Origin of the sequence: Bacteroides sp. M10 (genome assembly GCF_014334015.1) — a bacterium.
GTDB lineage: Bacteria > Bacteroidota > Bacteroidia > Bacteroidales > Bacteroidaceae > Bacteroides > Bacteroides intestinigallinarum.
This window is the reverse complement of the sequence record NZ_CP060488.1, coordinates 22,292-49,209: the sequence shown is the minus strand read 5'-3', so window position 1 is coordinate 49,209 and position 26,918 is coordinate 22,292. Positions and strand designations below refer to the sequence as shown.

General features: G+C 39.8%; 24 protein-coding genes. 12 read left to right on the top strand and 12 right to left on the bottom strand.

The genetic code is table 11. The features are described from left to right. The first annotated feature begins 7 nt into the window (after positions 1-7). The 5 genes from H8796_RS00205 (at position 8) to H8796_RS00185 (ending at position 9,322) form a co-directional block, all read left to right on the top strand. Entirely contained in the window at positions 8-1,525 is a 1,518-nt protein-coding gene (locus tag H8796_RS00205) for a DUF1735 domain-containing protein (protein WP_117934286.1), read from the top strand. A gap of 91 nt (positions 1,526-1,616) precedes the next feature. Continuing rightward, the gene (locus H8796_RS00200; RefSeq protein WP_369907089.1) at positions 1,617-3,656 is read left to right on the top strand and encodes a hypothetical protein; all 2,040 of its coding nucleotides are present in this window, start codon (positions 1,617-1,619) and stop codon (positions 3,654-3,656) included. A 27-nt stretch (positions 3,657-3,683) separates the two neighbouring features. After that, complete coding sequence (locus H8796_RS00195) at positions 3,684-5,153, top strand: endo-alpha-N-acetylgalactosaminidase family protein (RefSeq protein ID WP_117934284.1); 1,470 nt, start codon at positions 3,684-3,686, stop codon at positions 5,151-5,153. A 31-nt stretch (positions 5,154-5,184) separates the two neighbouring features. Continuing rightward, positions 5,185-7,293 carry a glutaminase family protein gene (locus tag H8796_RS00190; protein ID WP_117934282.1) on the top strand — a complete coding sequence of 703 codons (2,109 nt, stop codon included), beginning with the start codon at positions 5,185-5,187 and terminating at the stop codon, positions 7,291-7,293. A 22-nt stretch (positions 7,294-7,315) separates the two neighbouring features. Beyond that, a complete protein-coding gene (locus H8796_RS00185) occupies positions 7,316-9,322 on the top strand; it encodes a glycoside hydrolase family 97 protein (RefSeq protein ID WP_117934280.1) in 2,007 nt (668 codons plus the stop codon). A gap of 77 nt (positions 9,323-9,399) precedes the next feature. Here the strand turns inward: H8796_RS00185 and H8796_RS00180 are convergent, their stop codons facing one another. The 10 genes from H8796_RS00180 to hemW form a co-directional block, all read right to left on the bottom strand. After that, positions 9,400-9,756, bottom strand: a complete 357-nt coding sequence (locus H8796_RS00180; RefSeq protein WP_004299310.1) for a hypothetical protein — start codon at positions 9,754-9,756, stop codon at positions 9,400-9,402. A gap of 292 nt (positions 9,757-10,048) precedes the next feature. Next, positions 10,049-10,657, bottom strand: coding sequence for a lysine exporter LysO family protein (locus H8796_RS00175; RefSeq protein WP_004326224.1), 609 nt, complete (start codon positions 10,655-10,657; stop codon positions 10,049-10,051). Beyond that, on the bottom strand, positions 10,654-10,941 hold the full coding sequence (locus H8796_RS00170) for a LysO family transporter (protein WP_004299315.1): 288 nt from the start codon (positions 10,939-10,941) through the stop codon (positions 10,654-10,656). The genes H8796_RS00175 and H8796_RS00170 overlap by 4 nt, the downstream gene beginning before the upstream one ends. 2 nt (positions 10,942-10,943) lie before the next feature. Next, positions 10,944-11,714 carry a hypothetical protein gene (locus H8796_RS00165; RefSeq protein WP_233530306.1) on the bottom strand — a complete coding sequence of 257 codons (771 nt, stop codon included), beginning with the start codon at positions 11,712-11,714 and terminating at the stop codon, positions 10,944-10,946. Then, on the bottom strand, positions 11,711-12,709 hold the full coding sequence (locus H8796_RS00160) for a DUF4249 domain-containing protein (RefSeq protein WP_117934276.1): 999 nt from the start codon (positions 12,707-12,709) through the stop codon (positions 11,711-11,713). The genes H8796_RS00165 and H8796_RS00160 overlap by 4 nt, the downstream gene beginning before the upstream one ends. A gap of 7 nt (positions 12,710-12,716) precedes the next feature. After that, positions 12,717-15,419 (bottom strand): TonB-dependent receptor, encoded by a 2,703-nt coding sequence (locus H8796_RS00155; protein WP_187343895.1) that lies wholly within the window; start codon positions 15,417-15,419, stop codon positions 12,717-12,719. Position 15,420: 1 nt separating this feature from the next. Beyond that, positions 15,421-16,299, bottom strand: coding sequence for a FecR family protein (locus H8796_RS00150; RefSeq protein ID WP_117934272.1), 879 nt, complete (start codon positions 16,297-16,299; stop codon positions 15,421-15,423). A gap of 26 nt (positions 16,300-16,325) precedes the next feature. Then, on the bottom strand, positions 16,326-16,760 hold the full coding sequence (locus H8796_RS00145; protein WP_117934271.1) for a hypothetical protein: 435 nt from the start codon (positions 16,758-16,760) through the stop codon (positions 16,326-16,328). An 87-nt stretch (positions 16,761-16,847) separates the two neighbouring features. Beyond that, complete coding sequence (locus tag H8796_RS00140) at positions 16,848-17,402, bottom strand: RNA polymerase sigma-70 factor (protein ID WP_008650130.1); 555 nt, start codon at positions 17,400-17,402, stop codon at positions 16,848-16,850. A gap of 19 nt (positions 17,403-17,421) precedes the next feature. Further along, positions 17,422-18,552, bottom strand: coding sequence for a radical SAM family heme chaperone HemW (gene hemW / locus H8796_RS00135; RefSeq protein WP_117934269.1), 1,131 nt, complete (start codon positions 18,550-18,552; stop codon positions 17,422-17,424). 431 nt (positions 18,553-18,983) lie between these two features. Here hemW and H8796_RS00130 point away from each other — a divergent pair, with 431 nt between their 5' ends. The 4 genes from H8796_RS00130 to H8796_RS00115 all read left to right on the top strand — a co-directional run bounded on the left by H8796_RS00130 (position 18,984) and on the right by H8796_RS00115 (position 24,782). Next, positions 18,984-21,140, top strand: coding sequence for a translation factor GTPase family protein (locus tag H8796_RS00130; protein WP_117934267.1), 2,157 nt, complete (start codon positions 18,984-18,986; stop codon positions 21,138-21,140). 124 nt (positions 21,141-21,264) lie between these two features. Then, positions 21,265-22,200 carry an FKBP-type peptidyl-prolyl cis-trans isomerase N-terminal domain-containing protein gene (locus tag H8796_RS00125; RefSeq protein WP_158570810.1) on the top strand — a complete coding sequence of 312 codons (936 nt, stop codon included), beginning with the start codon at positions 21,265-21,267 and terminating at the stop codon, positions 22,198-22,200. Positions 22,201-22,522: 322 nt separating this feature from the next. Beyond that, positions 22,523-24,079, top strand: a complete 1,557-nt coding sequence (locus tag H8796_RS00120; protein WP_004299325.1) for a sensor histidine kinase KdpD — start codon at positions 22,523-22,525, stop codon at positions 24,077-24,079. A gap of 1 nt (position 24,080) precedes the next feature. Continuing rightward, a complete protein-coding gene (locus tag H8796_RS00115; RefSeq protein ID WP_004299326.1) occupies positions 24,081-24,782 on the top strand; it encodes a response regulator transcription factor in 702 nt (233 codons plus the stop codon). Between the two features lie 79 nt (positions 24,783-24,861). Here the strand turns inward: H8796_RS00115 and H8796_RS00110 are convergent, their stop codons facing one another. Both H8796_RS00110 and H8796_RS00105 read right to left on the bottom strand, forming a co-directional pair. Next, complete coding sequence (locus tag H8796_RS00110; protein ID WP_167511779.1) at positions 24,862-25,038, bottom strand: hypothetical protein; 177 nt, start codon at positions 25,036-25,038, stop codon at positions 24,862-24,864. Positions 25,039-25,179: 141 nt separating this feature from the next. Beyond that, positions 25,180-25,626: a MarR family winged helix-turn-helix transcriptional regulator gene (locus H8796_RS00105; protein ID WP_004299328.1), complete on the bottom strand. Its 447-nt coding sequence runs from the start codon at positions 25,624-25,626 to the stop codon at positions 25,180-25,182. A 160-nt stretch (positions 25,627-25,786) separates the two neighbouring features. On the opposite strand from H8796_RS00105, the gene rpsF reads away from it, so the two are divergent. Genes rpsF through rplI form a run of 3 tightly spaced genes read left to right on the top strand, consistent with a single transcriptional unit; the run spans position 25,787 to position 26,864 of the window. Beyond that, on the top strand, positions 25,787-26,131 hold the full coding sequence (rpsF, locus tag H8796_RS00100; protein WP_004306610.1) for a 30S ribosomal protein S6: 345 nt from the start codon (positions 25,787-25,789) through the stop codon (positions 26,129-26,131). 2 nt (positions 26,132-26,133) lie between these two features. Continuing rightward, on the top strand, positions 26,134-26,406 hold the full coding sequence (rpsR, locus tag H8796_RS00095) for a 30S ribosomal protein S18 (protein WP_002562536.1): 273 nt from the start codon (positions 26,134-26,136) through the stop codon (positions 26,404-26,406). Between the two features lie 14 nt (positions 26,407-26,420). Beyond that, a complete protein-coding gene (gene rplI, locus H8796_RS00090) occupies positions 26,421-26,864 on the top strand; it encodes a 50S ribosomal protein L9 (protein WP_004299330.1) in 444 nt (147 codons plus the stop codon). Positions 26,865-26,918 lie beyond the last annotated feature (54 nt).

The window sequence follows — 26,918 nt, the reverse complement described above, 5'->3', positions numbered from 1 at the left end:
CTGAAATATGAAAAAATATATTCTGAATATCTGTCTGCTAGGATGCCTGGGGCTACTTATATCTTGTAATGATCTGGATGGAAAGTATGACGAACTGGTTCCGGATGAATATCATAAGATCTTATCAATAAAGGAAACAGGCTCACAAGAGGTTATAATGTCTGTGGAAGAAGAGGTATACGAGTATCAGTTGACAGTAATAAAAGGTGGTTTACGCAAGGATCTGGAGGCAAATGCTTCCTTGGAAGTGCTTACACAGAATGAAGTAGATGTAGAGTATAATGATAAACAGGGGACTAATTATCAGGTCTTGTCTAAGGACATGTATATGATAGTAGATGAGTCTGTATCTATTTCTGGAGATGAAACAGGAAAAACCATTAATGTTACTTTTAAGCCCAAGAAAATCTATGGTGCTGTTAAAGAGGGAGGAGATGGTGTGGAATATGTGTTACCGGTGCGTTTAGTTAGTGCCAGCGATTCAGTTAATGCTGATAAGAATAGGGTACTACTTCGATGCAATGTATCTCCTGTAGTTGTATCGTTTGGGGAGAGTAGGGAACAATTGATATTAAACAGTGCTGAAATATCTCATATAGTGCCGGTTAGTATTGTGAAAAAGGGTGCTTTGGCTACTGATGTACAGTTGGAGTTGATTTCTCAATCTGATTTGGATGAAAAATATAGTATTCCTGAAGGAATAGCATATAAAGTTTTGGAATCTGATATGTATGAATTGCCGAATAAACTTATTTCAATGGGTGCATCTGCAACAAATGTGGTTGCTAATATAACTTTTTATCCGGATAAAATTTATGAAGCTAAAAAGAATAATAGTGGAGTGATTTATGTATTGCCTGTCAGATTACTAGCTCTTTCTGAAACAGCTAATACAGATAAAGATGAAATGCTGTTGATTTGTGGTTTCCACACTTATACAAATACGGAAGTGACAGACAAATCGAAGTGGAAGGTTGCTTATGGAACATTAACTTATGAACCGTGGGGGCATGCTTATTCTTATCTGTTCGATAGTAATACTTCTAATAATTTCGGTTGGATGGGATATGTAAATGATAGTCATGGCGGGAATTATGGAAATCCGTATATTGTAATTGATCTTGGGGATCCTTATTTCATTGCGCAATTAGGTGTGTTCTCAAAATGGGATGTAAGAGCAGGTGGTGTTAATTTCTATATTACTACTGATGATATAAATGTTTCCTTATCTGATAATGACTGGAATATACTTTCAGGGTATCAAGGAGAAGGGGATGAATATCGAGGACTACATAATCGTCTGAAAGAGTATGATGCTACTGTCAACTGGATAAAGGTTGCTTCTATAAATATTCCAGAGGATGGTCTGTATTGGGGAGAAATACCGAATGATATGCTTGATAATCAGTTGCGAACTCAATATGTGAAGATGGAGGTTATTCCAAGTGGTAATGCTGACCGTACGGCAATTTGGGAGTTTTCTATGAAGAAAGTGACTTCTGTTGACGGACAACCAATTGATTAAGACAATTTCCCATCATCGTATGAAATGATGATTACGATGATGGGATTTATAAATATTACATTTTATGTTCTTGCATTTAAATATACAAAGGATGAAAATTGCTAAACTGGTTATTTTATTTGTGGGGTTATTACCATTCTGTGAAATGGATGGGCAGTCTCGTTGGCAGATTCAATCGGATCAATCGATAAAATGGAGTATAGGACAAAATATTCCCCATTATGATCATATAGAAATGGGGGGTGAAAAGGTCGCTACCGTGCTTCGTTATGGTGTGAATACTGATGGTGCTTTTTCTTTGGAACGTTCGGTGATATGGCCTATGTTGCGTACAGTTCCTAATGATACTCATGCTAGCTTGACTCGTCGTTTTTCTGTTGACTTTTTAGCTATGTTACAGGTAAATGGATTAACCTTGAATAATGAGCAGGTAAAGTCAATACAATTGGATGGAAAGTTGACGGTAGTCAGTGAGTTTACAATCGGACATACAAGAGGAACCAAGGCAGGTGGAGAACTTGTTCCTGCAATAGAATTAACTCGCGTTTTCTTTCCTTCTGTTGACAAGCCGATGTTGTGCGAACGATACACTGTTAAGAATATAGGAAATGAAAAGGTGGAAGTATTGCTTCCTCATTCTCGTGTTGTGTATCAGACAAGGCCGGATCAGGGAGTGGATGGAAGTTATACATTAGTAGCTTCTACTGTTGTAGGTAAAGTGGAGGCTTTTCTACTTGGAAGTGGTGAATCCATCACTTTTGGGGCGTCGGTTCAGGCTTATAAAAGAGGTCAGACAGAACTATTGCCGGATGTAGAGGCAGAGCTTCGTTCACGAGATAGCTTTATAGAGCAGGTATGGAATAGCCTGGAATTTTGTTCTCCTGACACAATTTTGAATACAGCTTTTGCTTTTGCTAAAATCCGTGCATCGGAAAGCATTTATCGTACAAGTGGTGGATTAATGCATGGACCGGGTGGTGAAGCTTATTATGCAGCAATTTGGGCAAACGATCAGGCGGAATATGTTAATCCTTTTTTCCCTTTTCTTGGGTATAAAATAGGTAATGAGGCAGCTATCAATTCTTATCGGCATTTCGCTCGTTTTATGAATCCAGAATACAATCCGATTCCGAGTTCAATAATAGCAGAAGGAAAGGATATCTGGCATGGTGCCGGTGACCGTGGAGATGCGGCGATGATTGCTTATGGTGCAGCACGTTTTGCTTTGGAATTAGGAGATACTGATGTTGCAAATGAATTGTGGCCTCTGATAGAATGGTGTCTGATGTATTGTAAACGAAAACTTAATGCTGAAGGTGTGGTAATTTCAGATACTGATGAGATGGAGAATCGCTTTCCGGCAGGAAATGCAAATCTTAATACATCTACTTTATACTATGACGCTCTTCTTTCTGCCAGCTATCTAAGTAAAGAACTAGGAAAATCTGTATCACTATCTAATGGCTATCGGAAAGAGGCAGAGATATTAAGAAAGAATATAGCTCATTATTTTGAAGCGAATATAGAAGGGTATGAAACATATTGTTATTATAAAGGTAACGATGTGCTTCGTTCTTGGATATGTGTGCCATTAGTAGCTGGTATTTTCGACCGTAAAGAGGGGACTATTAATGCATTACTTTCTCCAAATTTATGGACAGAGAATGGTTTATTATCACAAACGGGAACCTCTACTTATTGGGATCGTCCTGCTTTGTATGCTTTAAGAGGTATTTATGCTGCTGGTGAGCGTGAGAAAGCCACCCGGTATTTGCAACGTTATTCCGTGCAACGATTATTAGGCGATCATGTACCTTATCCGATCGAAGCCTGGCCGGAAGGTAATCAGCGTCATTTGTCAGCAGAAAGCGGTCTTTATTGCCGAATAATTACGGAAGGTATATTTGGTATCCGGCCAATGGGGCTACATGCATTTATGTTGACTCCCCAACTTCCGGCCGAATGGAATTTTATGGAACTCAAAAATGTGTATGCTTTTGGTACAAAGCCTTTTAATATTCGTGTTATTCGGCATGGTGACAGGATCAAGACAGTAATAGAGAGGGAAGGAAAGGTCTGGAAATCATATTCTTCAATGGTTGGAAAATCCATCCAGGTGCGATTAAAATAATATAATAACCATCTAATAAATAATATCATGAGAAATTTTAGTTATCGTCTATGTCTTATATATTTCTTGCTGTTTGTAATGGTATCAACAGTTAGTAGTGCTTGTAGTAATGAAGAGCGAACTTCAGTAATAAAGAATGAGGAAGATGAAGAATTTATTGATAATATTTCGGGAGAGAAATATGACTATACAAAGACTGGAAAACCGGAACGTCCCTATATGCTTTCTTATCATACTTCTATGTTGATGAAAATGTTTCTTGCACAACCTGATCCTCAAGGAGGTACTATTAAGAAATTGGACTATAATGATGTCTTAGAAAATGTGAAGAAAATAGATAATTTAACGCGTGGCATTACGAAAGTAGTATATTTGGTAGGCTGGCAGTTTAATGGACATGATGACAAATACCCTGCCTTTAATGTGTTTAATGAAGCATTAAAAAGACCGGAGGATAAGACTGCTCGTGATAGCTATCTTTGGTTGAAAAAGGAAGCTGCCAAGTATAATACGATAATTTCTGTTCATATCAATTTGACAGATGCTTATACGAATAGTCCTTTGTGGCATACGTATGTGAAAAAGGATTTACTTTGTAGGAATGCGGATGGTACTTTCTTACAATGGGGATCTTATAATAATATGCCAAACTTTCAAGTATGCCTGATTAATGAATGGAAGAAAGGATATACTAAGAAACGTATAGACGAAGTGATAGAGCTGTTGGACTTAACTTCTTCAAAGACGGTACATATTGATGCATTTGAGCCTCGCGAAAGTCCTTTTCATGGATATTCGAAAGAAATGACGACCGAGGTTATGAGGAAAATTTTTCGTTATTGGAGGGATAAAGGGATAGATGTAACAAGTGAGTTCTATAAGGGTTATCAACGCACTGATGCTTTTTATGGTTTACAACCGGCAGCATGGTATAGCGATCTGACTCCTGAAGAACGTTGTACAATTAGTCCGGCATTGGCTTGCGGCGGACGTAGTGGTTTGTATGGGACCATATGGGATACAGCTTTTTTATTTGGTGATAATATGCATGGTGAAGAAATAATAAGTACAAATACGAATTTTGCGGAATTTAAAAAGCAATTTTGTATAACTACTTTGCAATGGGCTTACTTGAATCAACATAAAGTAGAAAGTTATAATGCTGATACTAAAACTGTAATCTATTCCGATGGATTAGTTGTAAACGGACAAAATAAAACGCTTATAAAAGACGGAAACCTAGTACGTCGGGATAATAATTTGTTTATCCCTGTAACATGGATAAAAGACCACAAGGAGATTATCGCTTTTTCAGAGAAAGGATACTCTTCTATGAAATGGACGTTGCCTTCTAGTTGGAATGGAATAAAACAGGTGACAATATATCCTGTAACGGAAAAAGGATTAGGGGAAGCTCAAGTTCTAGCGGTTAGCAATGGACAGATTACTTTGGCACTGAATGCAAACGAAATGTATTCAATACAACCTGTGGAATAAATAGAATTATCATTTAATATTTGAACTCTATATGAAAATTATAAAATCTCGGATTCTTTCGGGAATAGTAATGATTTTGTTATTGTTAGGTTGCAATAATAAAGAAGTACACTGTGTTGATAAGAATGAGTTGCGCGCTCCTGCTTATCCTTTAGTAACGATAGATCCTTATACTAATGCTTGGTCCTTCGGGGATAATTTGTATGATTCTTCTTTGAAACATTGGACAGGACAAGATTTTCCTTTGATAGGTGTTGTCAAAGTAGATGGAGTACCGTATCGTTTTATGGGGATAGAGGATTATGATCCGATGATGAGTACGAATGGTGATGTTCCGGGTTTGTCCACTGAAGGAGATAGTATGTCCTATTTTACACAGACAGCTCGCCAACTTTCTGTTGATGTACAGCCGACAAGGACGATTTATCAGTTTGTTTGTGGCCCGGTTCAATTAGATTTGACCTTTATTGCCCCTCTTTTGATGGATGATCTTGAGCTTGTGGCCCGTCCGGTAAATTATCTTTCTTATGAAATGAAAACTGATGATGGTCAAATGCACAATGTAGAACTTTATATAGAAGTGTCTCCACATTGGGCTATGAATCTGTCAAACCAGTCGTCTGTTTCAGAGACTTTTACTAAAGATGGTTTTGTTTTTCTTAAAAGTGGTACGAAACAACAGAATATACTTGGGACGAAGGGAGATGATGTTCGTATTGACTGGGGATATTTCTATTTAGGCACCGATAGGCATAATACTCTTGCTGCTGTTGGAAACCGTAATACACTCCGTGAAAATTTTTTAAAGGGAAATACTGACTTTTATGCTAGTGCGGCTAATACTAAAGGAGAAAATCAACGAATGGCTTTAGTTTGTTCTTTGGGAACTATTAGAAAGTCAGAGGGGCGTTTTTTAATTGGATATGATGATATATTTTCAATTCAGTATTTTGGGGAGAACTTGCGCCCTTACTGGAATCGGAAGGGAACAGAAACAATTCTATCTCAATTTCATAAGGCGAATTCGGATTATGAGAAATTAATAAAGAAATGCATAGCTTTCGATTATCAATTAATGAAAGAGGCAACTGAAGCAGGAGGACGTAGATATGCAGAGCTTTGTGCCTTGGCATATCGTCAGGCAATTTCGGCACATAAATTGGTAGAGGCTCCTAATGGAGATTTACTGTTCCTTTCAAAAGAAAATTCCAGTAATGGATCTATTGGCACAGTGGATATTACTTATCCTTCAGCTCCTTTGTTTCTGCTTTATAATCCGGAACTAGTTAAGGGTATGTTGAATCCTATCTTCTATTATAGCGAGAGTGGTAGATGGACTAAACCGTTTGCTGCTCATGATGTCGGAACTTATCCACTAGCTAATGGTGAGACATATGTTGGAGAAATGCCCATAGAAGAATCTGGTAATATCTTAATTTTAACTGCGTCGATTGCTGCTGTAGAGGGAAATACTGATTATGCCCGAAGACATTGGAAAACATTAACAGCGTGGGCAGATTATTTACTTCATAACGGCCTTGATCCTGCGAACCAACTCTGTACAGATGATTTTGCCGGGCATTTGGCTCATAATGCAAATCTTTCTATAAAAGCAATTTTAGGGGTAGCTTCTTATGGTTATCTGGCTGGTAAGCTAGGCTATAAGGAACAAAGTGAAAGCTATATACAAAAAGCAAAAGAAATGGCTCTGGAATGGGTAAAGATGGCTGATGATGGTGATCATTATAAATTGGCATTTGACAAACCGGGAACATGGAGCCAAAAGTATAATTTGGTGTGGGATAAACTGATGGATTGGCATATATTTCCAGATAAAGTAATACAGACAGAAATACCTTATTATCTTTCAGTACAGAATAAATACGGTCTACCATTGGATAACCGTGAAACTTATACCAAAACTGACTGGATTATGTGGACGGCTACTTTGGCTTCGGATATGGAAACATTCGAAAAATTTGTTGATCCTGTTTATTTGTTTATGACTACAACTCCAGATCGTGTACCGATGACTGACTGGATGTATACGGATCGACCCGAAGTGAAAGTATTCCGTGCACGTTCGGTAGTTGGTGGCTATTATATGAAAATGCTGGAGAGACGTTTAAAAGGTGAATAAAATAAATAATTCGATTGATAAAATGAAAATCAAGTATCAACTGTTGTTATATATTTTGTTGTTACCTGTAGTAAGCTGGGGACAAAAAGTATTATATGTGCAGTCGCCAGATAGGAAAATTGAACTTCAGGTTATGATAGGTCAAGAATTGGAGATCGCTATTATTCGGAATGGGACGACAGTACTTCAACCGTCTGCGATTGGTATGGATGTCCGTTTTATAGGAATATTAGGAGAAAATCCAAAACTAAAAAGTGTAAGCCGACGTTCAGTGACGGAAAAATTATTATCTCCTATATATATAAAAGATGAGGTTGATAATATTTATAATGAATTGACTGCTAGTTTTAGAGGTAATTATTCGGTTGTTTTCCGTTGTTATAATCAGGGAGTTGCTTATCGTTTTGTAACTGATTTCAAGGAGAGGGAGATTGTTATTAATAATGAGAAGGCTGTTTTTCATTTCCCATCAGGAACTAAAGGGTATGCTGCTTACAGTAATTATGGAGATGATAACGACTTGTCTAGTCAGTATTTAAATTCTTTTGAGAATACTTATGATAATCAATTGTTGTCTCAACTGAATAGTAAACGGTTGATTTTCTATCCTTTTTTAGTGGAACTACCGGATAAATTTGAAAAGGTATGTATTACGGAAAGTGACCTGCGCGATTATCCCGGTATGTTTCTGCAAAGTAGTCCTGATAGCTTTTCAATGAAAGGTGTTTGGGCACCTTTACCAGAGAAAACAGTGCAGGGAGGGCATAATCAACTACAGCAAATAGTGGTGAAACGTTGTGATTATATTGCCCACACTAATGGAAAGCGTACATTTCCTTGGAGAATATTTACGATAGCTGAACTGGATAGGGAATTGTTGGATAATGATTTGGTTTACTTGTTGGCTACACCTTCCGTACTAAAAGATATTTCATGGATTAAGCCTGGTAAGGTCGCTTGGGATTGGTGGAACGATTGGAATATCTCCAAAGTGGATTTTCGAGCAGGAATTAATAATGAGACATACAAATATTATATTGATTTTGCTGCTAAAAATCAGATTAAGTATGTAATTTTGGATGAAGGTTGGGCAGTAAACCAGCAAGCGGATATGTTGCAGGTTATTCCTGAAATTGATTTGACAGAGTTAGTCTCTTATGCTAAAAGTAAGAATGTAGATATTATTTTATGGGCTGGTTATTGGGCATTTCACCGGGATATGGAAAAAGTGGTGAAGCACTATGCAGAAATGGGAGTGAAAGGTTTTAAAGTAGACTTTCTGGATAGGGATGATCAGGATATGATTCGATTTATGTGGGAAGCAGCGGAATTATGTTCCAGATATCACATGATTCTTAACTATCATGGTGCTTGTAAACCTTTTGGTATTCAACGGACTTATCCGAATGTGATGAATTTTGAAGGAGTACATGGATTGGAGCAAATGAAATGGAGACCAATAGAATGTGATCAGGTTACTTATGATTTGCAATTTCCGTTTATACGAATGATGGCAGGACCTGTGGATTATACACAAGGAGCTATGCAGAATGCTGTTCGGGGAAGTTTTTATCCGGTTTATAGTAACCCAATGAGTCAAGGTACGCGATGTCGTCAAATGGCGGAGTATGTAGTCTTTAATTCTCCTTTGAATATGTTATGTGATTCACCTACCCGGTACATGAAAGAACAAGAATGCACTGATTTTATATCATCTGTTCCTACAGTTTGGGATGAGACGCGCTCGTTGGACTGCAAACTTTCTCATTATATTCACATTGCTCGTCGTAAAGGAGATGTATGGTATGTAGGGGGGATGAATGATTGGTCGATTCGTGAGACTCTGGTTGATTTGTCTTTTTTGCCGAATGCAGATTATTATGTAGAAATCTTTTGTGATGGTTTAAATTCGGATAGAAATGCTTCCGACTATCGTAAAGTAATAAAAAAGTTACCAGTTGATAGGAAGCTTAAAGTTGTAATGTATCCGGGGGGCGGATATGCGATAAAGATAAAACCATGTGAATAGATGAGGATAAAGAGAAATAAAAAAAGTGGAAGCCCAAACTGGCTTCCACCCTCTCTCTCTTTTGCATATTACTCATTTTACTTATTCAGTTCAATACCTTTATTCTGTAAAGTGATATTCATCAATGCAGCATACTTGGCATACTGTTCAGCACTAAGAGTCTTTCTCATCAGTTTCAAGTTACCATAAACAGCGTTACGCAATTTAGCTTCTTTATCTTTCTTTGCTGTTGTGGCTCTTGACATCTGTTCGGAGAAATAATCGCAGATGTTTGCAACCTCTTCACTCTGAACTGAATTCAAGTTCAAATATTTACCTAATTTACTAACATTGATGTTACCTTCCCATTTTGCAGTTGTAGGTTGATTTCCGGCTGCAAATGTTGTAGCAGCAAGGCAGAGCGCTGCCACTAATGTTAATCCTAAACGTTTCATAATACCTACTTTTTTAATTGTTATACCTAAAAACTATTCCTAAAAACAAATCTAATACCTATTGAAAATTAGTCTAAGCGCTTAGTTTTTTCTTTTTACCTATGCAAATATAAGAATATGTTTTATAGCATAAAAATAAAGGAAAGGAAAAGATTCTATTTAGCCTCATTTCTTGATGTAAGTCAAGAGATGATATGCTTTTTGATACAAAAATAGTTCTTTATGAAACATATTTGTAATACGTGTGCGAAAACGATAGTGAAAATAATCTGCTTTTTAGGATTTATTCCTATTAAAATGATATTGAACAAAGGAACGTGACTAGGAAAGGAACACTGAAATCAACAACAAAACCATGGAAAATGGAAATGATTACAAATTCTTTTCCCGAATATCGGGTAATAATAGGAAGAGTGGTATCCATTGTAGTGGCTCCACCAACAGAAATAGGGGCTAGCTTTCCGAAATACTTCACTAATAATGGCGCACACAGCAAAGCGATGATTTCACGCATGATATTGGAAAGTAACGCAATAGTTCCCAATTCGGGACCCTTGTATTCGGTAATGAAAATGCTGGAAAGTGAATAATAGCCAAATCCGGCTCCGACTGCCATACAGTCTAAAGGACCTCGTTGGCTCATAAAGGCTCCTGCTACGGCGCAACCTGCTAATGTGCCAATGATCGTCATGATGGGAAGGAATACAAGCCGCGGATTTAGGGAGCGAAAACTCTTCAAAGTATTCGGATCGTTGCCGATACTGATGCCTACGCAGAACATGAGTCCGCAGAGGGCATAGTAACTGAGCTTGCTGTCGGTGAAGTCGTATGGAATAAGATGATAAACTCCACAAAGAGTACCGATAATGAAGAAAGAGACGATAATCAAACTACCTTTCATGCTTTTGTCTCCTTTCCTCCATTCCATTTATATAATAGGTACCATAATCCCCAGGCGCATAACGTACTTCCTGCAACGGCAGCTACCGTGATGATAATAGCTTCCAGTCCGAGAGTATGCAAACCTTTGATAATAGATTCGTTACCTCCTACATCTATTCCGAGAAGAAAGAGGAGAATCCATATAAGAAGAGTAATTATCCTGTGTATCCATGATAGTCTTTTACTGCGCAACAAGTAGCCAAGAAGCATGCCTGTCAGCATAATTCCAATAATGATAAACATAGTTAGTGCCTGCTTTTTGGCTGCAAAGATAGTATTAAATGTATATCCCGACTAATCTCCTCCACGATTTCTTTCGTAGCCATTGACAAACATTCGGTCATATCATCCAGGCAAGCGGCATTGGCGGACGGTGAATCTTCGAATCTTTGCGCTTTGGTAGTTTGCTGATATTCTGTAGAGTAAGTTTTATCAAGCAGGCAATCTTCCTTTTGAGTGAGGCGGATAGAAATGGCAAGACTGGAAGCTGCCGGGCGAATTTTGTTATTGACAACCTCCAACATTTCTCCCTCAAACCAAGGGATGCTTGACTGGTTGAGTTTGATTCTGCCACACGTCTCATTCTTTCTGATTTTTATTTCCAGCCGATAGGCGGAATCGGGAATCATTTTTCCTTTCTGATTATCTATCAGATGACAGCAGGTGCTACTGTTACATTCGGTAAGCAGTGCCTCCGTCAGAAATTCCCGATAGAGTTGGGTGAGAGAAGACTCTCCTAACCGAAGATGGAAAAGTTCGCCCTCATAGTTATATAATAGTAGCGGAATATATGCAGACTTTTTTCGTTTCACGCTGGTGTAATAATCCATGTTGGAATAGTCGATGAAGTCCAGATATACGGTTTGATCTGCTTTCTCCTGATAGATAGGAGAAGTGAGCTCGTAATACAAGCTGGATTTTAAGGCTTGTATCTCCCTTAGCATACTCCGGCTGCTTCGGCAGGAACAGAACAGCGGTAATGCGATGAGTATAAATAGCAGGTGATGAGTTTTCATATCCATGGCTTTTCTATATGAATGATTTTGCTTGTCTCCGTACTGATCCCGACAATCCCGACCCCTCCGTGCACATTGCCGGGATATTTGATTGGTTCGTTTATTGTCTCATCATAAGCGTCGGAATCTGCCAGGTTGAGTGCTTTCAGATAGTAATATTCGGTTTCTGTAATGCTTAACAGACGCACAATCATATCCATCTTTACATTCGTTCCATATTTGGAAAGCCCCTCAACATTTGTCTGGTTGTAAACTGTCATGGTATAAGATGTATTTTTGAATCGTGAGTCGTCAAATACCCCATATATATTCTTCACGGTGTCGAACATGCCATTATCTTCGTCATCGCTGTTGGTAGGCTGTCCGTCCGTCAATACAACATCTTCGCGGGATATAAAATGATAACGGTGTATAGTTTGAGTGACATATTCGCCTATTTCATTATTATAGTCTTTCACTGTCATTTGCTTATCCATGATAAGTCGATAGAAATTATTTTCGTCGGGGCGATCTTTGATGTTGATTTTATACCGGAGATAATTCTGTGTATAATAATACTGTGTCAGTGGAACAGTGACCGTATCGATATCAGTTATTTCGTGGGGACGCTGTGGAACGGTAACTTCAGCCCATGCGTGATACTGCCCGTCGTCAGTGAGAGCGTCGATACGTACTACATCTCCGGGAGAGAACTTGCCGGAAATATTGAAGCGGCATTGCATGTCTCCTTCCGCCTGTGGTGGGAGCGGACGTAAACTTTCTGACAACTGCCCGTTAACACGTACTTCCACGGTGGCTTTTTCTGCATGAGTGGCATATCCTCTTCCCGTGAAATTGAGGTAAAGAACATTGGTCAGACTATCTGCGTTGATTAGTGCATTCATCACTAGTTTGGGTGGATTGTCCTTTACACTAAACGGGAGTTCGTTTTCGCAAGATACTGTTGTCAGTAATGCTATTAACAGGATAAATGGATAATATATACGAGTTCTCATAATGGGTTTAGAATTTATAAGTGTAAGTGAATGATGGAATTAATGGAAGTATAGTATACTTCTTGATAATCGGTTTGTAGGGATCGTTTTTGCTGGTGCTGCGATATACAAATGTAGGGTTCATCGCATTATATGCATTATACAGACTGATATTCCAGGTACGCATACCATGTTTGGTCTTTTTGTTGAAATTGACTCCCACATTCAACCGGTGACTGGCTGGTAACCGGTAATTATTACGATGCTCCACATACGAAGCTTCTCCGATGATGGGTGAAGTTATGCCTGAATCAAAATAATCTCCATATCCATATCCTCCTCCAAATCCGTTGTTTGTGCCGTCGCTAGGACGGATGACAGCGGTTTTCTCTTCAGGGATTGTACTTGTTCCACCTGTATAGAACACCCAGGAAGCACCGATGTCGATACGTTCGCTGAACTTATGGTTGATTGTCAGGTTGATATTGTGTCTTCGATCATATTTATATGGAAACCGTTCACCGTTGTTGATACCGCCTTTGGCAAACTGACGATCACTTTTGGACAAAGTGTAGGACAGCCATCCCGTCGTTTTTCCAAGTGTCTTCTGTGCCATAAACTCAATACCTGCCGAACGTCCCTTGCCCATTTCCACTTTATTTTCCCAACCGGCAGAAGAACCGAAGAAGCTGACTCCTTCTTTATACTCCAATACATTATACATATCTTTATAATAGCCTTCTACCGAGAATTCCCATCCCTCGATTCCCGTATAGTATCCGCCTAATGAATATTGGTGAGAGCGCATCGGTTTGATTTTTTTAGTCACGGGAACCCATAAGTCCGTAGGCATTGCGATTGGCATGGATGATAACAGATGTACGTATTGGCTCATTTGTGTATAAGAGGCTTTCAGAGTTACGTCTTTCCCTAGTTGATAACGGGCGGAAACTCGTGGCTGCAAAGAAGAATAACTCTGCTTCTGTACCTGAAACAAGGAGAAGTGTAATCCGAGATTCAGACGCAGACGGTCATTCACCTTGATGTTGTCTTCCAGATAAGCCGATAGCTCATGCCCGTAAATCCGGCTGTTGGCGATGCTGTGGTAAGTGGTGTCGCGATCTACTTTGTCTCCTGTTTTCTCGGAGATTTTGGATGTCATGACCTCCGGACGGAACCGATGATAGATATATCCTGTACCAAATTTAATGTGGTGTGTGGGAGACGGGTTATAATCGAAATCAATCTGATAGCTCCAGTCATTGATTCCCGAACGATAATCGGCTGAATATCGGTTAATTATCGAAGCTCCCATACTGTTAGCATATTTATTGTTGTTGTATGAGTTGACGTCGAATAAATAGTTGTTGTAAGAGATAGTCGTGTTGCTGAACAGACGGTTGTTGAATATGTAGTTCCATCTGGCGGAAACAATGGTATTTCCCCAATTCATTGTACTTCCATCTTTGGAGTCGGTATCCCCATCATAATTGGCGGCAAAATGATCTTTCCCGTTGTAAACGCTTAGATAGATACGGCTCCGGTCGGAGAATTTATGATTGATTTTGGCATTGATGTCATAAAAGTAATAGCCATATTCTTCATCATCCGGCATAAATGGCTTGGCGATGAGATCGACATACGAACGTCTGGCGGAAATGTTGAAAGAGGTTTTTCCTTTCACAATCGGGCCTTCCAGATTGATTTTGCTGGTTAGTAATCCGATACTAAGCGTGCCGTGGTATTTCTGCATATCTCCGTCATTGGTACGGACATCAATGACGGAAGAAAGCCGTCCGCCGAAACGTGCCGGAAAGGAACTTTTGAATAGTGTTACCTTTTTGACAGCCTCCGGAGTAAAAACCGAAAAGAATCCGAACATGTGGTCTACATTGTATACAGGAGCCCCATCCAGTAGAATAAGATTCTGGTCCGGACTGCCGCCGCGTATATACAGTCCGGCTGAACCGTCTACTCCTGCCTGTACGCCAGGCATCAGCTGGATGGCTTTCATGACATCTGCCTCTCCCAGTATGCTCGGTGTATTTTTAATCTGTGTCATCGGAATTTCGATAGAGCCCATCTGGGTGGCTACGGTGCCCGTTTCAGTTTTATCGGAAACGATCACTACCTCCTGCAACTGCGTGTTTCCCTGCATGCGGATATTCAGCAATGTATCTTGTGAGAGCGTAAAATGGTGCGCTTCTGTGGCATAACCCAGATAGGAGAAACGCAGTTCGGTTTCTCCTTCGGGCAAAGTGATGCTGTAAAAACCGTAAGGATTGGTGGTTGTTCCTTGATTCTGATGACTCTCAATGATATTGGTTCCAATCAACGTCTCGGAAGACGTTCCATCTGTGACATATCCGCTGATAGTGAACTTACGGCCTACGGTTTTTGATTCTTTTTTCTTTTGCAGTAGAATATGGCGGCCGGTGAATTGATAACTGATCTGTTCATTTTTGAATACGAGATCAAGTATTTCACGCAACGGCTTATCCTTTACCTGCAAATTGATTTTATGTTTGATGATAATTTCCTCGCCATAGATAAAAGAATATCCGGTTGAGTTTTCAATCCGTTTGACGAATTCTTTTAGTGTGGCGTTTCGTAGTGTCAGCGAAAGCCGGGCTTCCGCATTTTGTGCATATATTTGCGTGGTGATAAGGAGCGCCACCCCTATCAGAACAATGGCTCTGATAGGGAAGCGATCTTGGAATATTATATTCATCTTAGTCTGGTTTAGCAGTGATAATAATCTGTTTATTGTTTTGTGAGTAGTTGAAATAACCGGCGTTGTGTAATACAGATAAAATGGTTGCCAGATCTTCTCCATCGCGGAATCGTGCTGTGATCCGGTAATTTTGTAAAGTCGTATCGGCTATATGGATCGTTGCTCCGAATGAGTTGGACAGTTCGCGGGCAATCTCCTGTAAAGGCAGGTCGTCGAATATAAACTCTCCCTGTCGCCAGGAAATTTCATCTTCTGCGTTCTCTAAAACCTTGCGGGTGAGTTTTTCTTCTACCTTATTATATATAGCAATCTCGTTAGGCTTCAAAATCATACGGACAGATTTACTTTTATTGCTGACTGCTACCGAGCCGGACAATAACGTTGTCTTTACATCCGGATTGTCATGATATGCATCTACATTGAAATGGGTTCCCAACACTTGAACGTCAATCGTTTCAGTCTGCACGATAAACGGATGCTTTGGGTCCTTGCTTACTTCAAAATAGGCTTCTCCATTTAGCTCCACTTCCCGTTTGTCCGATTGGAACTTTTCCGGATAAGAAAGCGAAGAATAATGGTTGAGCGTGACGGAACTACCATCAGGAAGACGGACTGTACGTGTCTCTGCCAGAGTGGAAACCGTTTGTATTGCAGCAGGTTGCATATATAAATAAGCTGTCCATACCGATAGGCAAAGTAGAGCTACTGCCGCCGCTGCCGAGAAGGTGCGTATCAAAGTCAGGCGCCGGGTATGCGACTTCAGTCTTTTTTCTAGTTCCGGGTAACTGGCTGTTGCTGAAAAACGCCCTCGCGGTGAACGCGTGGAAGCAATGAGCTGATTCAGTATTTCTTCTAATTCCGTATCGGTGTGTTTCATATTTTTTCTGTATTACTCTTGATCCATTATTTTCGTTTCAACAGAATGGTCAGTTTGCTGATTCCTCCTTCTTTCCATTGGGGAGTGCAGGATAAAGTGACATTCTGTTTATTCAATACCATCTGTTTGGGATAGATTTTAATGATAGTCGTAGCCGACTTCTTACCCGCTTTGATGATTACTTTCTTTTCCGTCAGTTGTATGACTGCTGCTTGCCCTGTCACCGAAGGAGGTGCGGCAAGTACTACCGTCCGGTCTTCTTTCGCTTTCTCCATCGCCACAATTTTAATTTCCAATTCACACTCTGATTTGTTTCCTTCACATTCTACCGTTTCCTTCGAATGTTCGAATCCTGCATAGTCTTTGGGCAAATTGTCGTTGTCATTGTTGCATGAAAACAGGCACAGACAAGTTGATAGAAGAACAAGGATTCCAATGTTTGCGTCATTTAGCTTTTTCATTTTTCTGTCTTTTTTAGTGATTGATTTATTTGTTGATAAAGACCGGAGGTTGACAGAAACTCCCTACGCTCTTTTTCTAAATAATTGTTAATCTATTTCTGCCCGGCTAATCATCTCTTTGAGTCGTGTGATTGCTTTCTGAAGTTGTGCGTCCACTGTATTCATGCTGATACCTAATTCTTCCGCTACTTGTGCATAACTTTGTTTTTCTTCGCGGATGCGAATGAATACTTCCCTGCAACGTTCCGGAAGCCGGTCGAGTGCCTTTACGTAAAGAGCAAATAATTCTTCACTGATGAGTGATTCTTCCGGCGAATAGCTCTGTTCCTGTGGCTCCGGCAGAGAATCGGGATGAATGTAAGTGTGTTTTGATTCTTTTTCCAGATAATTGAGCGAAGCATTCTTGACGAGAATGAAACAATAATCTTCAATGTTTCTCACATCAAGTAAATTGCTACGCTGTTTCCATAGTTTCAGAAATACGTCGAGAACGATTTCCTGCGACCATTCTTCCTGCTTCACATAGTAGTAGGCTATGCGGAAGAGGCGATCGTAAGTCATGTTGTAAAAGTCCCGGAAAGCAGTTTGCGAATCCAGTTCTTTCATTTGCCGCAATAACTTTCTAACTTCTGATTCGGTCATCGGCTTGCTGTTTGTTTTGTTAATCTACCCAAAGTAAATCACTCATTATACTGTCGGAGATGAAAATACCTTCACGAGTCAAGCGTAAGGCTCCATCGTGTTCTTCCAGTTTCCCATTTTTCAGATAAGGCGCAGCCATTCTCTGGCAATACTCCCACATCTCATTGCCGAACATCTGTTTCAGCTTTTCTATAGGTGTTCCCCATACAGTACGTATGGTAGTGATAATAAACTCATTGTAGCGGGTCGTCTGGTCCAGATACTCTATTTCAAAAGCACGGTTGTTTTCCTCTATACCTTTTATATATGTATCGATGGAAGAAACATTCCATTCCCGTGTCATCCCGTCAAAAGAATGTGCCGACGGTCCGCACCCCAGATAAGGTATTCCTTTCCAGTAAGAACTGTTGTGACGAGAGTACTTGCCCGGACGGCAGAAATTCGAAATTTCATAATGTTCAAATCCCGCTTTCTGCAGATGCTCTATCAGTAACGTGAAAAAATCTAAACTGGAATCTTCGTCCACCTCCGATATCTGATGTTGTTTTAACATATTATATATAGGTGTATCTTCCTCGTAAATCAGATGATAAGCGGAAATGTGCTCCACGTTCAGACTGACAGCCTGACGAAGATCATTCTCCCATCGTTCTTTGGTTTCTCCCGGTAATCCGTAGATGAGATCGATGCTTATATTTTGAAAACCGGCTTCCCGACATCTGTGAACAGCTTCGATAGCTGTACGGGCATTGTGACGACGTTTCAATAGTTTGAGAGTGGGATCGTCAAAAGTCTGTATTCCCATGCTGATACGATTGAAAGGGAGCGAAGAAAGCATTTTCAGATATTCACTTGTCAGATCGTCGGGATTGGCTTCCAATGTGATTTCCTGCCAATGGCTTAATCCGTAATGTGTCCGGATCGTATCAAATATCTGTTCGAAATCTTCTTTTTCCAATTGAGACGGGGTTCCGCCACCGAAATAAACGGTTTCTATATCTTCTCCTTTCAGGTAGTCTTTCCGCATGGCTAACTCCTGGCAAAGTGCTCGTACATAACGGGTTTTGAGCTCGCTACGGGTGGTTGAGTAGAAATCGCAGTAGATGCACCGTGTTTTACAAAAAGGAATATGAAGATAGATACCTGCCATAGTTGTGCCGTTTGAGTTTAGTGGCTGTAAAAGTAAGATTATTATCAGATATAACAAAAAATCTTATTGACTGAAATCATTCTTATGAGGCGTTGCATAGATAAGTTGTCTGACACCCGGGTCTCATTGGTATTGACACCCGGGTGTCAGCACTATCAACACCCGGGTGTCGGTATGCCTGAGACCCGGGTGTTGAACAATCCGTTTGTGCAGTCTAAATATTATATGCATATATACTATTGAATGGTGGTTCGTATAGAAATTAAATTATGAGCAAGCAAAAAATGTTTATGTTAAAGATGTGTTACATAACATTGTTTAGTAACACCGTCATAAGTGTTGCTTTTCCCCCAATTAATCCCTAATTTGCGCATCACAAAATTAATGGTATGTGAGAAACATACTGAGTAATTACTAAAATCTTATATATTATGAAAGTATATCAGACTAATGAAATCAAGAACATTGCCTTGTTGGGAAGTTCTGGCTCTGGGAAAACCACTCTCGTGGAAGCGATGCTTTTCGAGAGTGGTGTTATAAAACGTCGCGGATCTGTTGCCGCAAAGAATACTGTTAGCGATTATTTCCCTGTTGAACAAGAGTATGGTTACTCCGTTTTCTCCACCGTTCTCCATGTAGAATGGAATAACAAAAAACTTAATATTATTGACTGTCCGGGATCGGACGACTTCGTAGGCAGTACAGTAACTGCACTAAATGTGACCGACACAGCAATCATTCTTCTTAATGGCCAATACGGCGTCGAAGTCGGTACACAAAATCACTTCCGTTATACAGAAAAGCTGAATAAACCTGTTATTTTTCTAGTCAACCAGCTTGATAATGAAAAATGCGATTATGATAATATCCTCGAACAGCTGAAAGAGGCTTATGGCTCTAAGGTTGTTCCTATCCAATATCCAATAGCTACCGGCCCGGGCTTTAATGCGCTGATCGACGTGCTGTTGATGAAGAAATATTCGTGGAAACCCGAAGGAGGGGCTCCGACCATCGAAGATATTCCGGCAGAAGAAATGGATAAGGCTATGGAGATGCACAAAGCATTGGTAGAAGCTGCTGCCGAGAATGATGAAAATCTGATGGAGAAATTCTTCGAACAAGATTCTCTTACAGAAGATGAAATGCGCGAAGGTATCCGTAAGGGATTGATCGCCAGAGGTATGTTCCCTGTATTCTGTGTTTGTGGAGGTAAGGATATGGGCGTTCGCCGCTTGATGGAATTCTTGGGTAACGTTGTTCCTTTTGTTTCTGAAATGCCGAAGGTACAGAATACTGAAGGTAAAGAAGTGGCTCCGGATACTAACGGACCGGAATCCCTTTATTTCTTCAAGACCAGTGTGGAGCCGCATATCGGTGAAGTTTCCTATTTCAAAGTAATGAGCGGTAAAGTTCATGAAGGGGACGATTTACTGAATGCCGACCGTGGTTCGAAGGAACGTATTGCGCAAATTTATGTGGTAGCCGGTGGTAACCGTGTCAAGGTGGAAGAACTGCAAGCCGGTGATATCGGTGCTGCTGTGAAACTGAAAGATGTGAAAACCGGTAATACGCTGAACGGTAAGGATTGCGACTATAAATTCAACTTTATCAAATATCCGAATTCTAAATATACCCGTGCCATCAAGCCGGTGAATGAAGCGGATGTGGAAAAGATGATGAGTATTCTGAATCGTATGCGTGAAGAAGATCCTACCTGGGTGATCGAACAGTCAAAGGAATTGAAACAGACTTTGGTACACGGACAGGGAGAATTCCATCTTCGTACATTGAAATGGCGTTTGGAAAACAACGAAAAACTTCCGGTGAAGTACGAAGAACCGAAGATTCCGTATCGTGAAACGATTACAAAAGCCGCCCGCGCCGACTATCGTCATAAGAAACAATCCGGTGGTGCCGGTCAGTTTGGTGAAGTTCACCTGATTGTAGAACCTTATAAAGAAGGTATGCCTGTGCCCGATACGTATAAGTTCAATGGACAGGAATTTAAGATTACCGTGAGAGGTACGGAAGAAATACCATTGGAATGGGGTGGTAAACTGGTGTTTATCAACAGTATCGTCGGTGGTTCTATCGATGCACGCTTCCTGCCTGCTATTATGAAAGGTATTATGTCTCGTATGGAGCAAGGTCCGTTGACGGGTTCGTATGCTCGTGACGTGCGTGTCATTGTTTACGATGGTAAGATGCACCCGGTAGATTCTAATGAAATCTCCTTTATGCTTGCCGGACGTAATGCCTTTAGTGAAGCCTTCAAGAACGCCGGTCCGAAAATTCTGGAACCGATTTATGATGTAGAAGTGTTTGTTCCGTCTGATAGGATGGGAGATGTGATGGGAGATCTTCAGGGACGTCGTGCCATGATTATGGGTATGAGTAGCGAAAAAGGTTTTGAGAAACTGGTTGCTAAAGTTCCTTTGAAAGAAATGTCGTCCTACTCTACAGCTCTTAGCTCACTCACCGGCGGACGTGCTTCGTTTATTATGAAGTTCTCTAGTTATGAGCTTGTTCCGGCAGATGTTCAGGATAAGTTGATGAAAGACTTTGAGGCTAAGCAGACAGAAGAATAAAGATAACTTCTCCGGAATTTCAGATTTAACTCCGGATAGTTGATTATAATACAAAGAAAGAGGGTGTCCATCGCGGATGCTCTCTTTTTGTAGATTCCAAACAAAACACATTGATTTAAACGAAATGAACAATAAAACACTGACTATCCAATTATTGATAATCTTGGTGAATATGATGTTGTGCTCTTGTGCTACATCGGGTTTAAAGATGCGTACTGAAGTCGATTCATTGAGTTATGCGGCAGGTTACTGTACTGTGTGCGAATATAAAGAACAGGAAGCGAATATCTTCTGGTTTATAAAAGGAGCAGTTCCGGATATAGAGAAATGCAATTTTGATACGATTACAAATGTTTTGCGCATGGCTTTTGCCGGGCGTCAGCCTATATCGTATCCTGATGCCAACCACAAAATACATGATTTCTTTGATGCACAAAATGCCGGGTGCCCTGTCAATCTGGATTCGTTGGCTATTGTTTATGGGATTCTCTTTTATCAGGATAAGTTTAGAAAAGAAATCGTTCTGTTCGAACAAAATCCGGATATTCTTATTAAAGGAATGCATGATGCGTTAACAGATAATCCTAAACCATTGTTGGGAAGAGAACAGGCAGAAAATTTGTTGAGAGACTTTTATGAAAAACGTCTGCCTGCGCGCAATCTGGTCAAAGCTAAACAGTACTTTGCAGAAATTGAAGCTAAGACTCCGGGTATACAGCGTAGTAAAAGCGGAGTGCTTTATCGTATAGATAAGATGGGTAGTAACGAACGAATCAACCGGGACACTGACATTTGCAGAATGAACTATCGGCAAACAGTCCAGTTGGGAGGAGTGGCTGGAGGAGAAAACTCATGTGAATATGAAATAGACAGATGTTTCTCATACAACAGGTTTCCATCTCCGGACTTCTTGGAAATAATAAAACTGATGGGTGTAGGTGGGAAAATCACCATCTGGACGGATACCAACTTTTTGAACCTGCGTAGTGCAACCAGTCCTAATCTGCCTCTCATTTGTGAATACGAACTAGTCTCAATTGAACCTTATCAGGAAGAGTAGATATTTATACTTTTATTCTCTTCTACTATTTTTATAGGCTTTTTTCTCAATGAATTTAGTCGTTTTGTGTTAATAGTCATTCTTAATTTAACTAATTCGCCCAAAAGATGCCGTTTTTTGTTTAACTATGATTAATAAAAATGGAAAAACGCAAGGAAAAGATTTAATTTTTTATTAAATTTGCAAACCAAAGGAGGGGTTTTATTGTTGTAGTAATCAGAATACAACCTAAATAGCTCCTTACGGTTAATTTCCGGGAAGTTCCGGTTAAATCAAGTTAATGCATTAGGAGTGTTAATTAGGGAGTGTTAATTTTGTTGCTATGAAGAAGTCAACAATTTGGATATTAGGTATTGTAATGGGGCTTTCCTTCCTTAGCCTGCTGTATTTGCAGGTTAGTTATATCGAGGAAATGATGAAAACCCGTAAGGAACAGTTTGATTCGGCTGTACGCAATAGCCTGGATCAGGTTTCCAAGGATGTGGAATATGCAGAGACCAGACGTTGGTTGATCGAAGATATTTCAGAAGCGGAAAGAAAAGCGCTGATTGCGAATAACGCTTCCATACAACAAGACAACTTGATTCAGCAAACGCAACGGTTCACGGTGAAGTCTAAGGATGGAAAAGTATATTCGGATTTTGAGCTGAAAGTGATGACCACTAAGCCCTCCGAGCTTCCAAAGGCTATGATTTCTCCTTATAGGGGAACAAAGACCATTCCGGAAACTTCGCGTTCATTAGTGGAAGCCATCAAGAATCGGTATATGTATCAACGGGCGTTACTCGATGAAGTGGCCTGGCAGATGATTTATCGGGGAAGTGACAAATCGATTGGAGACAGGGTACGGTTCAAAGAACTGGATGACTATCTGAAATCGAGCTTATATAATAATAGTATAGACTTGCCTTATCACTTTACGGTGATTGACAAAGACGGTAGGGAAGTCTATCGTTGTGCGGATTATGAGGCAAAGGGAAGTGAAGACGCTTATCAGCAGGCATTGTTCAAAAATGATCCGCCTGCAAAAATGAGCATATTGAAAGTGCACTTTCCGGGTAAGAAAGATTATATCTTTGACTCAATCAGTTTCATGATTCCGTCGCTGATATTTACGCTGGTATTGTTAGTGACATTCATCTTTACGATTTATATCGTATTCCGGCAAAAGAAACTGACGGAAATGAAGAATGACTTTATCAATAATATGACGCACGAATTTAAAACACCGATATCTACCATTTCATTGGCAGCACAGATGTTGAAAGATCCCGCGGTAGGAAAATCACCGCAGATGTTCCAGCATATATCGGGAGTGATTAATGATGAAACCAAGCGCTTGCGCTTCCAGGTGGAAAAGGTGCTCCAGATGTCGATGTTCGAACGTCAGAAGGCAACTTTGAAGATGAAGGAGATTGATGCGAATGAATTGATTGCAGGTGTTGTCAATACCTTTGCTCTGAAAGTGGAACGATATAATGGTAAGATAACATCGAACCTTGAGGCTACCGATCCTGTTATATTTGCAGATGAGATGCATATTACAAATGTAATCTTTAATCTGATGGATAACGCGGTGAAATATAAGAAACCGGAAGAGGATTTGGAACTGAAAGTGAGAACGTGGAATGAGTCGGGTAAACTGATGATTTCGATACAGGATAACGGTATTGGTATCAAGAAGGAGAACCTGAAAAAAATATTTGAAAAGTTCTATCGTGTGCATACGGGTAATCTGCACGATGTGAAGGGCTTTGGACTAGGATTGGCTTATGTGAGAAAAATTATATTGGATCATAAGGGAACCATCCGGGCGGAAAGTGACCTGAACGTGGGAACTAAATTTATTATTGCATTACCTTTATTAAAAAATAATTGATATGGACGAGAAACTGCGTATTTTATTATGCGAGGATGACGAAAATCTTGGCATGCTTTTAAGAGAATATCTACAGGCAAAAGGTTATTCTGCTGAGTTATATCCTGATGGAGAAGCCGGTTATAAGGCTTTCTTGAAGAATAAATATGACTTGTGCGTGTTCGACGTAATGATGCCTAAAAAAGACGGCTTCACACTGGCACAGGATGTCCGTGCAGCAAATGCTGAAATTCCTATTATCTTCCTGACTGCTAAAACGCTGAAAGAAGATATCCTGGAAGGATTTAAAATCGGTGCGGATGATTATATCACCAAACCGTTTAGTATGGAAGAATTGACGTTCAGAATTGAAGCAATCTTGAGACGTGTTCGTGGAAAGAAGAACAAAGAAAGCAATATCTATAAGATTGGTAAGTTTACTTTCGATACACAGAAACAAATTCTGTCGTCAGAAGGCAAACAGACTAAACTGACTACCAAAGAATCTGAACTGCTCGGATTGCTTTGTGCACATGCAAATGAGATTTTGCAACGTGACTTTGCTTTGAAAACGATCTGGATCGACGATAACTATTTCAATGCCCGTAGTATGGACGTGTATATCACGAAACTACGTAAGCATCTGAAAGAAGATGATTCTATCGAGATTATCAATATCCACGGAAAAGGCTATAAGCTGATTACCCCGGAAGTTGAATCTTAATAATCGCATTTGAGATGACTACAAATAAAAAATCCCGGAAGCATTCGTTTCCGGGATTTTTTATTGATTTTCAGCGAAATTAATCAGCGATTTTCTTATTAATAATAATATAAGAAATGAGTCCCAGTACTACAAGTACTACTGAAGTACCCAGGATGGCGTTGTTGTTTACATTTCCCGTAAAGGAACAAGCCAACAGGATGACTACTCCGGCCAAGATTAATATCAATCCTAAGTTCTTTAATAAGCCTTTCATGCGTGTGTATTTTTAATAGATTATAATATTCCAGTCACAAATTAAAGCATAATTCTTTAACGGGCGAAATTATTTGGATAAAAATTCCATTATAAATGCACGATTTAGTGGATTTTATGATTTTAAGATCTGTTCTTCTGCTTAATCTTTCGTATTATAGAATACCTTTTTCAGTACCTCCTGGCCAATGCTCAATTCGTCGAGGGTGATGCCATGAAGAGCCTCTTTCAGAGTCTGGCCGGCAATGACGCGCGCTTTTTCTTCCAGTTCTTTTCCATCTTTAGTCAGGTGGATCAAATTGGTACGGCGGTCTTTTTTATCGGAAATGCGCACAACAAGATGCTGCCGTTCCATATTGTCTATCAAACGGGTCATGCTGGGTTTGTCTTTAAAAGTTGCATTACACAACTCTTGTTGTGTAACACCGTCTTTTTCCCACAGAAAAATGAGTACCGTCCATTGCTCCGGACTGATTTCCAGTCCGTTCTGACGAAAGTTACGGTACAGTTTACGGTTGATTGCCGCGGAAACTTTGCCATTTAGTATGGCGAATATAAGCCGGATATCGAAATTAAATTGCTCTATCATGAAATTATTGTTTAAACAACTTTGCAAAGGTAAGTCACTTCCCGGATAAATCCTATCTTCGGATACAAAAAAAGATTAAATATTTGTAGTTCAAAATAAAATGTCTAACTTTGCACCCGCATTTAAAATCAAATAATTTATTTATTTAATTAAACGAAGTATGAATCAATACGAAACCGTTTTCATTTTAACTCCCGTTTTGTCTGATGTTCAGATGAAGGAAGCGGTAGAAAAATTCAAAGGCGTTCTTCAAGCTGAAGGTGCTGAGATTATCAATGAAGAAAACTGGGGACTGAAGAAATTGGCTTACCCAATTCAGAAGAAGTCTACAGGTTTTTACCAACTGATTGAGTTCAATGCAGATCCTACTGTAATTGACAAGCTGGAACTTAATTTCCGTCGTGATGAACGCGTAATCCGTTTCTTGACTTTCAAGATGGATAAGTATGCTGCTGAATACGCTGCAAAAAGAAGAAGTGTTAAATCAAACAAAAAGGAGGATTAATCATGGCACAACAAGTTCAATCAGAAATCAGATATTTGACTCCGCCGTCAGTAGATGTTAAGAAGAAAAAATACTGCCGTTTCAAAAAGAGTGGTATTAGGTATATCGACTACAAAGATCCTGAATTCTTGAAGAAATTCTTGAATGAACAAGGAAAAATCCTTCCGCGTCGTATTACAGGTACTTCTTTGAAGTTCCAACGTCGTATCGCGCAGGCTGTGAAGAGAGCTCGTCACTTGGCATTGCTGCCTTATGTAACTGACATGATGAAATAAGAAGGAGGAAAAGTATGGAAATTATATTGAAAGAAGACGTAGTAAACTTGGGTTATAAGAACGATATCGTAAACGTGAAATCCGGATACGGTCGTAATTATCTGATCCCGACTGGAAAAGCTGTCATCGCTTCTCCTTCTGCAAAGAAAATGTTGGCTGAAGAACTGAAACAGCGCGCTCACAAACTTGAGAAAATCAAGAAAGATGCTGAGGCTATGGCTGCTAAGTTGGAAGGCGTTTCTTTGACTATTGCAACTAAAGTTAGCTCAACCGGTACTATCTTCGGTTCTGTTGGTAACATCCAGATCGCTGAGGCTTTGTCTAAGCTGGGTCATGAAGTTGACAGAAAGATCATCGTTGTAAAAGACGCTGTGAAAGAAGTTGGTAGCTATAAGGCTATTGTTAAGCTTCACAAGGAAGTTTCGGTAGAAATTCCTTTCGAAGTAGTTGCTGAATAAGAGCAAATTTACTTCATATACAAAAAGCGATTTGTTCTGAATGGATGAATCGCT

Bases quoted from the DNA above. Each gene is read 5' to 3' on its own strand.
- H8796_RS00205 (WP_117934286.1), top strand. From the start codon at position 8: ATGAAAAAATATATTCTGAATATCTGTCTGCTAGGATGCCTGGGGCTA.
- H8796_RS00200 (WP_369907089.1), top strand. From the start codon at position 1,617: ATGAAAATTGCTAAACTGGTTATTTTATTTGTGGGGTTATTACCATTC.
- H8796_RS00195 (WP_117934284.1), top strand. From the start codon at position 3,684: ATGAGAAATTTTAGTTATCGTCTATGTCTTATATATTTCTTGCTGTTT.
- H8796_RS00190 (WP_117934282.1), top strand. From the start codon at position 5,185: ATGAAAATTATAAAATCTCGGATTCTTTCGGGAATAGTAATGATTTTG.
- H8796_RS00185 (WP_117934280.1), top strand. From the start codon at position 7,316: ATGAAAATCAAGTATCAACTGTTGTTATATATTTTGTTGTTACCTGTA.
- H8796_RS00180 (WP_004299310.1), bottom strand. From the start codon at position 9,756: ATGAAACGTTTAGGATTAACATTAGTGGCAGCGCTCTGCCTTGCTGCT.
- H8796_RS00175 (WP_004326224.1), bottom strand. From the start codon at position 10,657: ATGAAAGGTAGTTTGATTATCGTCTCTTTCTTCATTATCGGTACTCTT.
- H8796_RS00170 (WP_004299315.1), bottom strand. From the start codon at position 10,941: ATGTTTATCATTATTGGAATTATGCTGACAGGCATGCTTCTTGGCTAC.
- H8796_RS00165 (WP_233530306.1), bottom strand. From the start codon at position 11,714: ATGAAAACTCATCACCTGCTATTTATACTCATCGCATTACCGCTGTTC.
- H8796_RS00160 (WP_117934276.1), bottom strand. From the start codon at position 12,709: ATGAGAACTCGTATATATTATCCATTTATCCTGTTAATAGCATTACTG.
- H8796_RS00155 (WP_187343895.1), bottom strand. From the start codon at position 15,419: ATGAATATAATATTCCAAGATCGCTTCCCTATCAGAGCCATTGTTCTG.
- H8796_RS00150 (WP_117934272.1), bottom strand. From the start codon at position 16,299: ATGAAACACACCGATACGGAATTAGAAGAAATACTGAATCAGCTCATT.
- H8796_RS00145 (WP_117934271.1), bottom strand. From the start codon at position 16,760: ATGAAAAAGCTAAATGACGCAAACATTGGAATCCTTGTTCTTCTATCA.
- H8796_RS00140 (WP_008650130.1), bottom strand. From the start codon at position 17,402: ATGACCGAATCAGAAGTTAGAAAGTTATTGCGGCAAATGAAAGAACTG.
- hemW (WP_117934269.1), bottom strand. From the start codon at position 18,552: ATGGCAGGTATCTATCTTCATATTCCTTTTTGTAAAACACGGTGCATC.
- H8796_RS00130 (WP_117934267.1), top strand. From the start codon at position 18,984: ATGAAAGTATATCAGACTAATGAAATCAAGAACATTGCCTTGTTGGGA.
- H8796_RS00125 (WP_158570810.1), top strand. From the start codon at position 21,265: ATGAACAATAAAACACTGACTATCCAATTATTGATAATCTTGGTGAAT.
- H8796_RS00120 (WP_004299325.1), top strand. From the start codon at position 22,523: ATGAAGAAGTCAACAATTTGGATATTAGGTATTGTAATGGGGCTTTCC.
- H8796_RS00115 (WP_004299326.1), top strand. From the start codon at position 24,081: ATGGACGAGAAACTGCGTATTTTATTATGCGAGGATGACGAAAATCTT.
- H8796_RS00110 (WP_167511779.1), bottom strand. From the start codon at position 25,038: ATGAAAGGCTTATTAAAGAACTTAGGATTGATATTAATCTTGGCCGGA.
- H8796_RS00105 (WP_004299328.1), bottom strand. From the start codon at position 25,626: ATGATAGAGCAATTTAATTTCGATATCCGGCTTATATTCGCCATACTA.
- rpsF (WP_004306610.1), top strand. From the start codon at position 25,787: ATGAATCAATACGAAACCGTTTTCATTTTAACTCCCGTTTTGTCTGAT.
- rpsR (WP_002562536.1), top strand. From the start codon at position 26,134: ATGGCACAACAAGTTCAATCAGAAATCAGATATTTGACTCCGCCGTCA.
- rplI (WP_004299330.1), top strand. From the start codon at position 26,421: ATGGAAATTATATTGAAAGAAGACGTAGTAAACTTGGGTTATAAGAAC.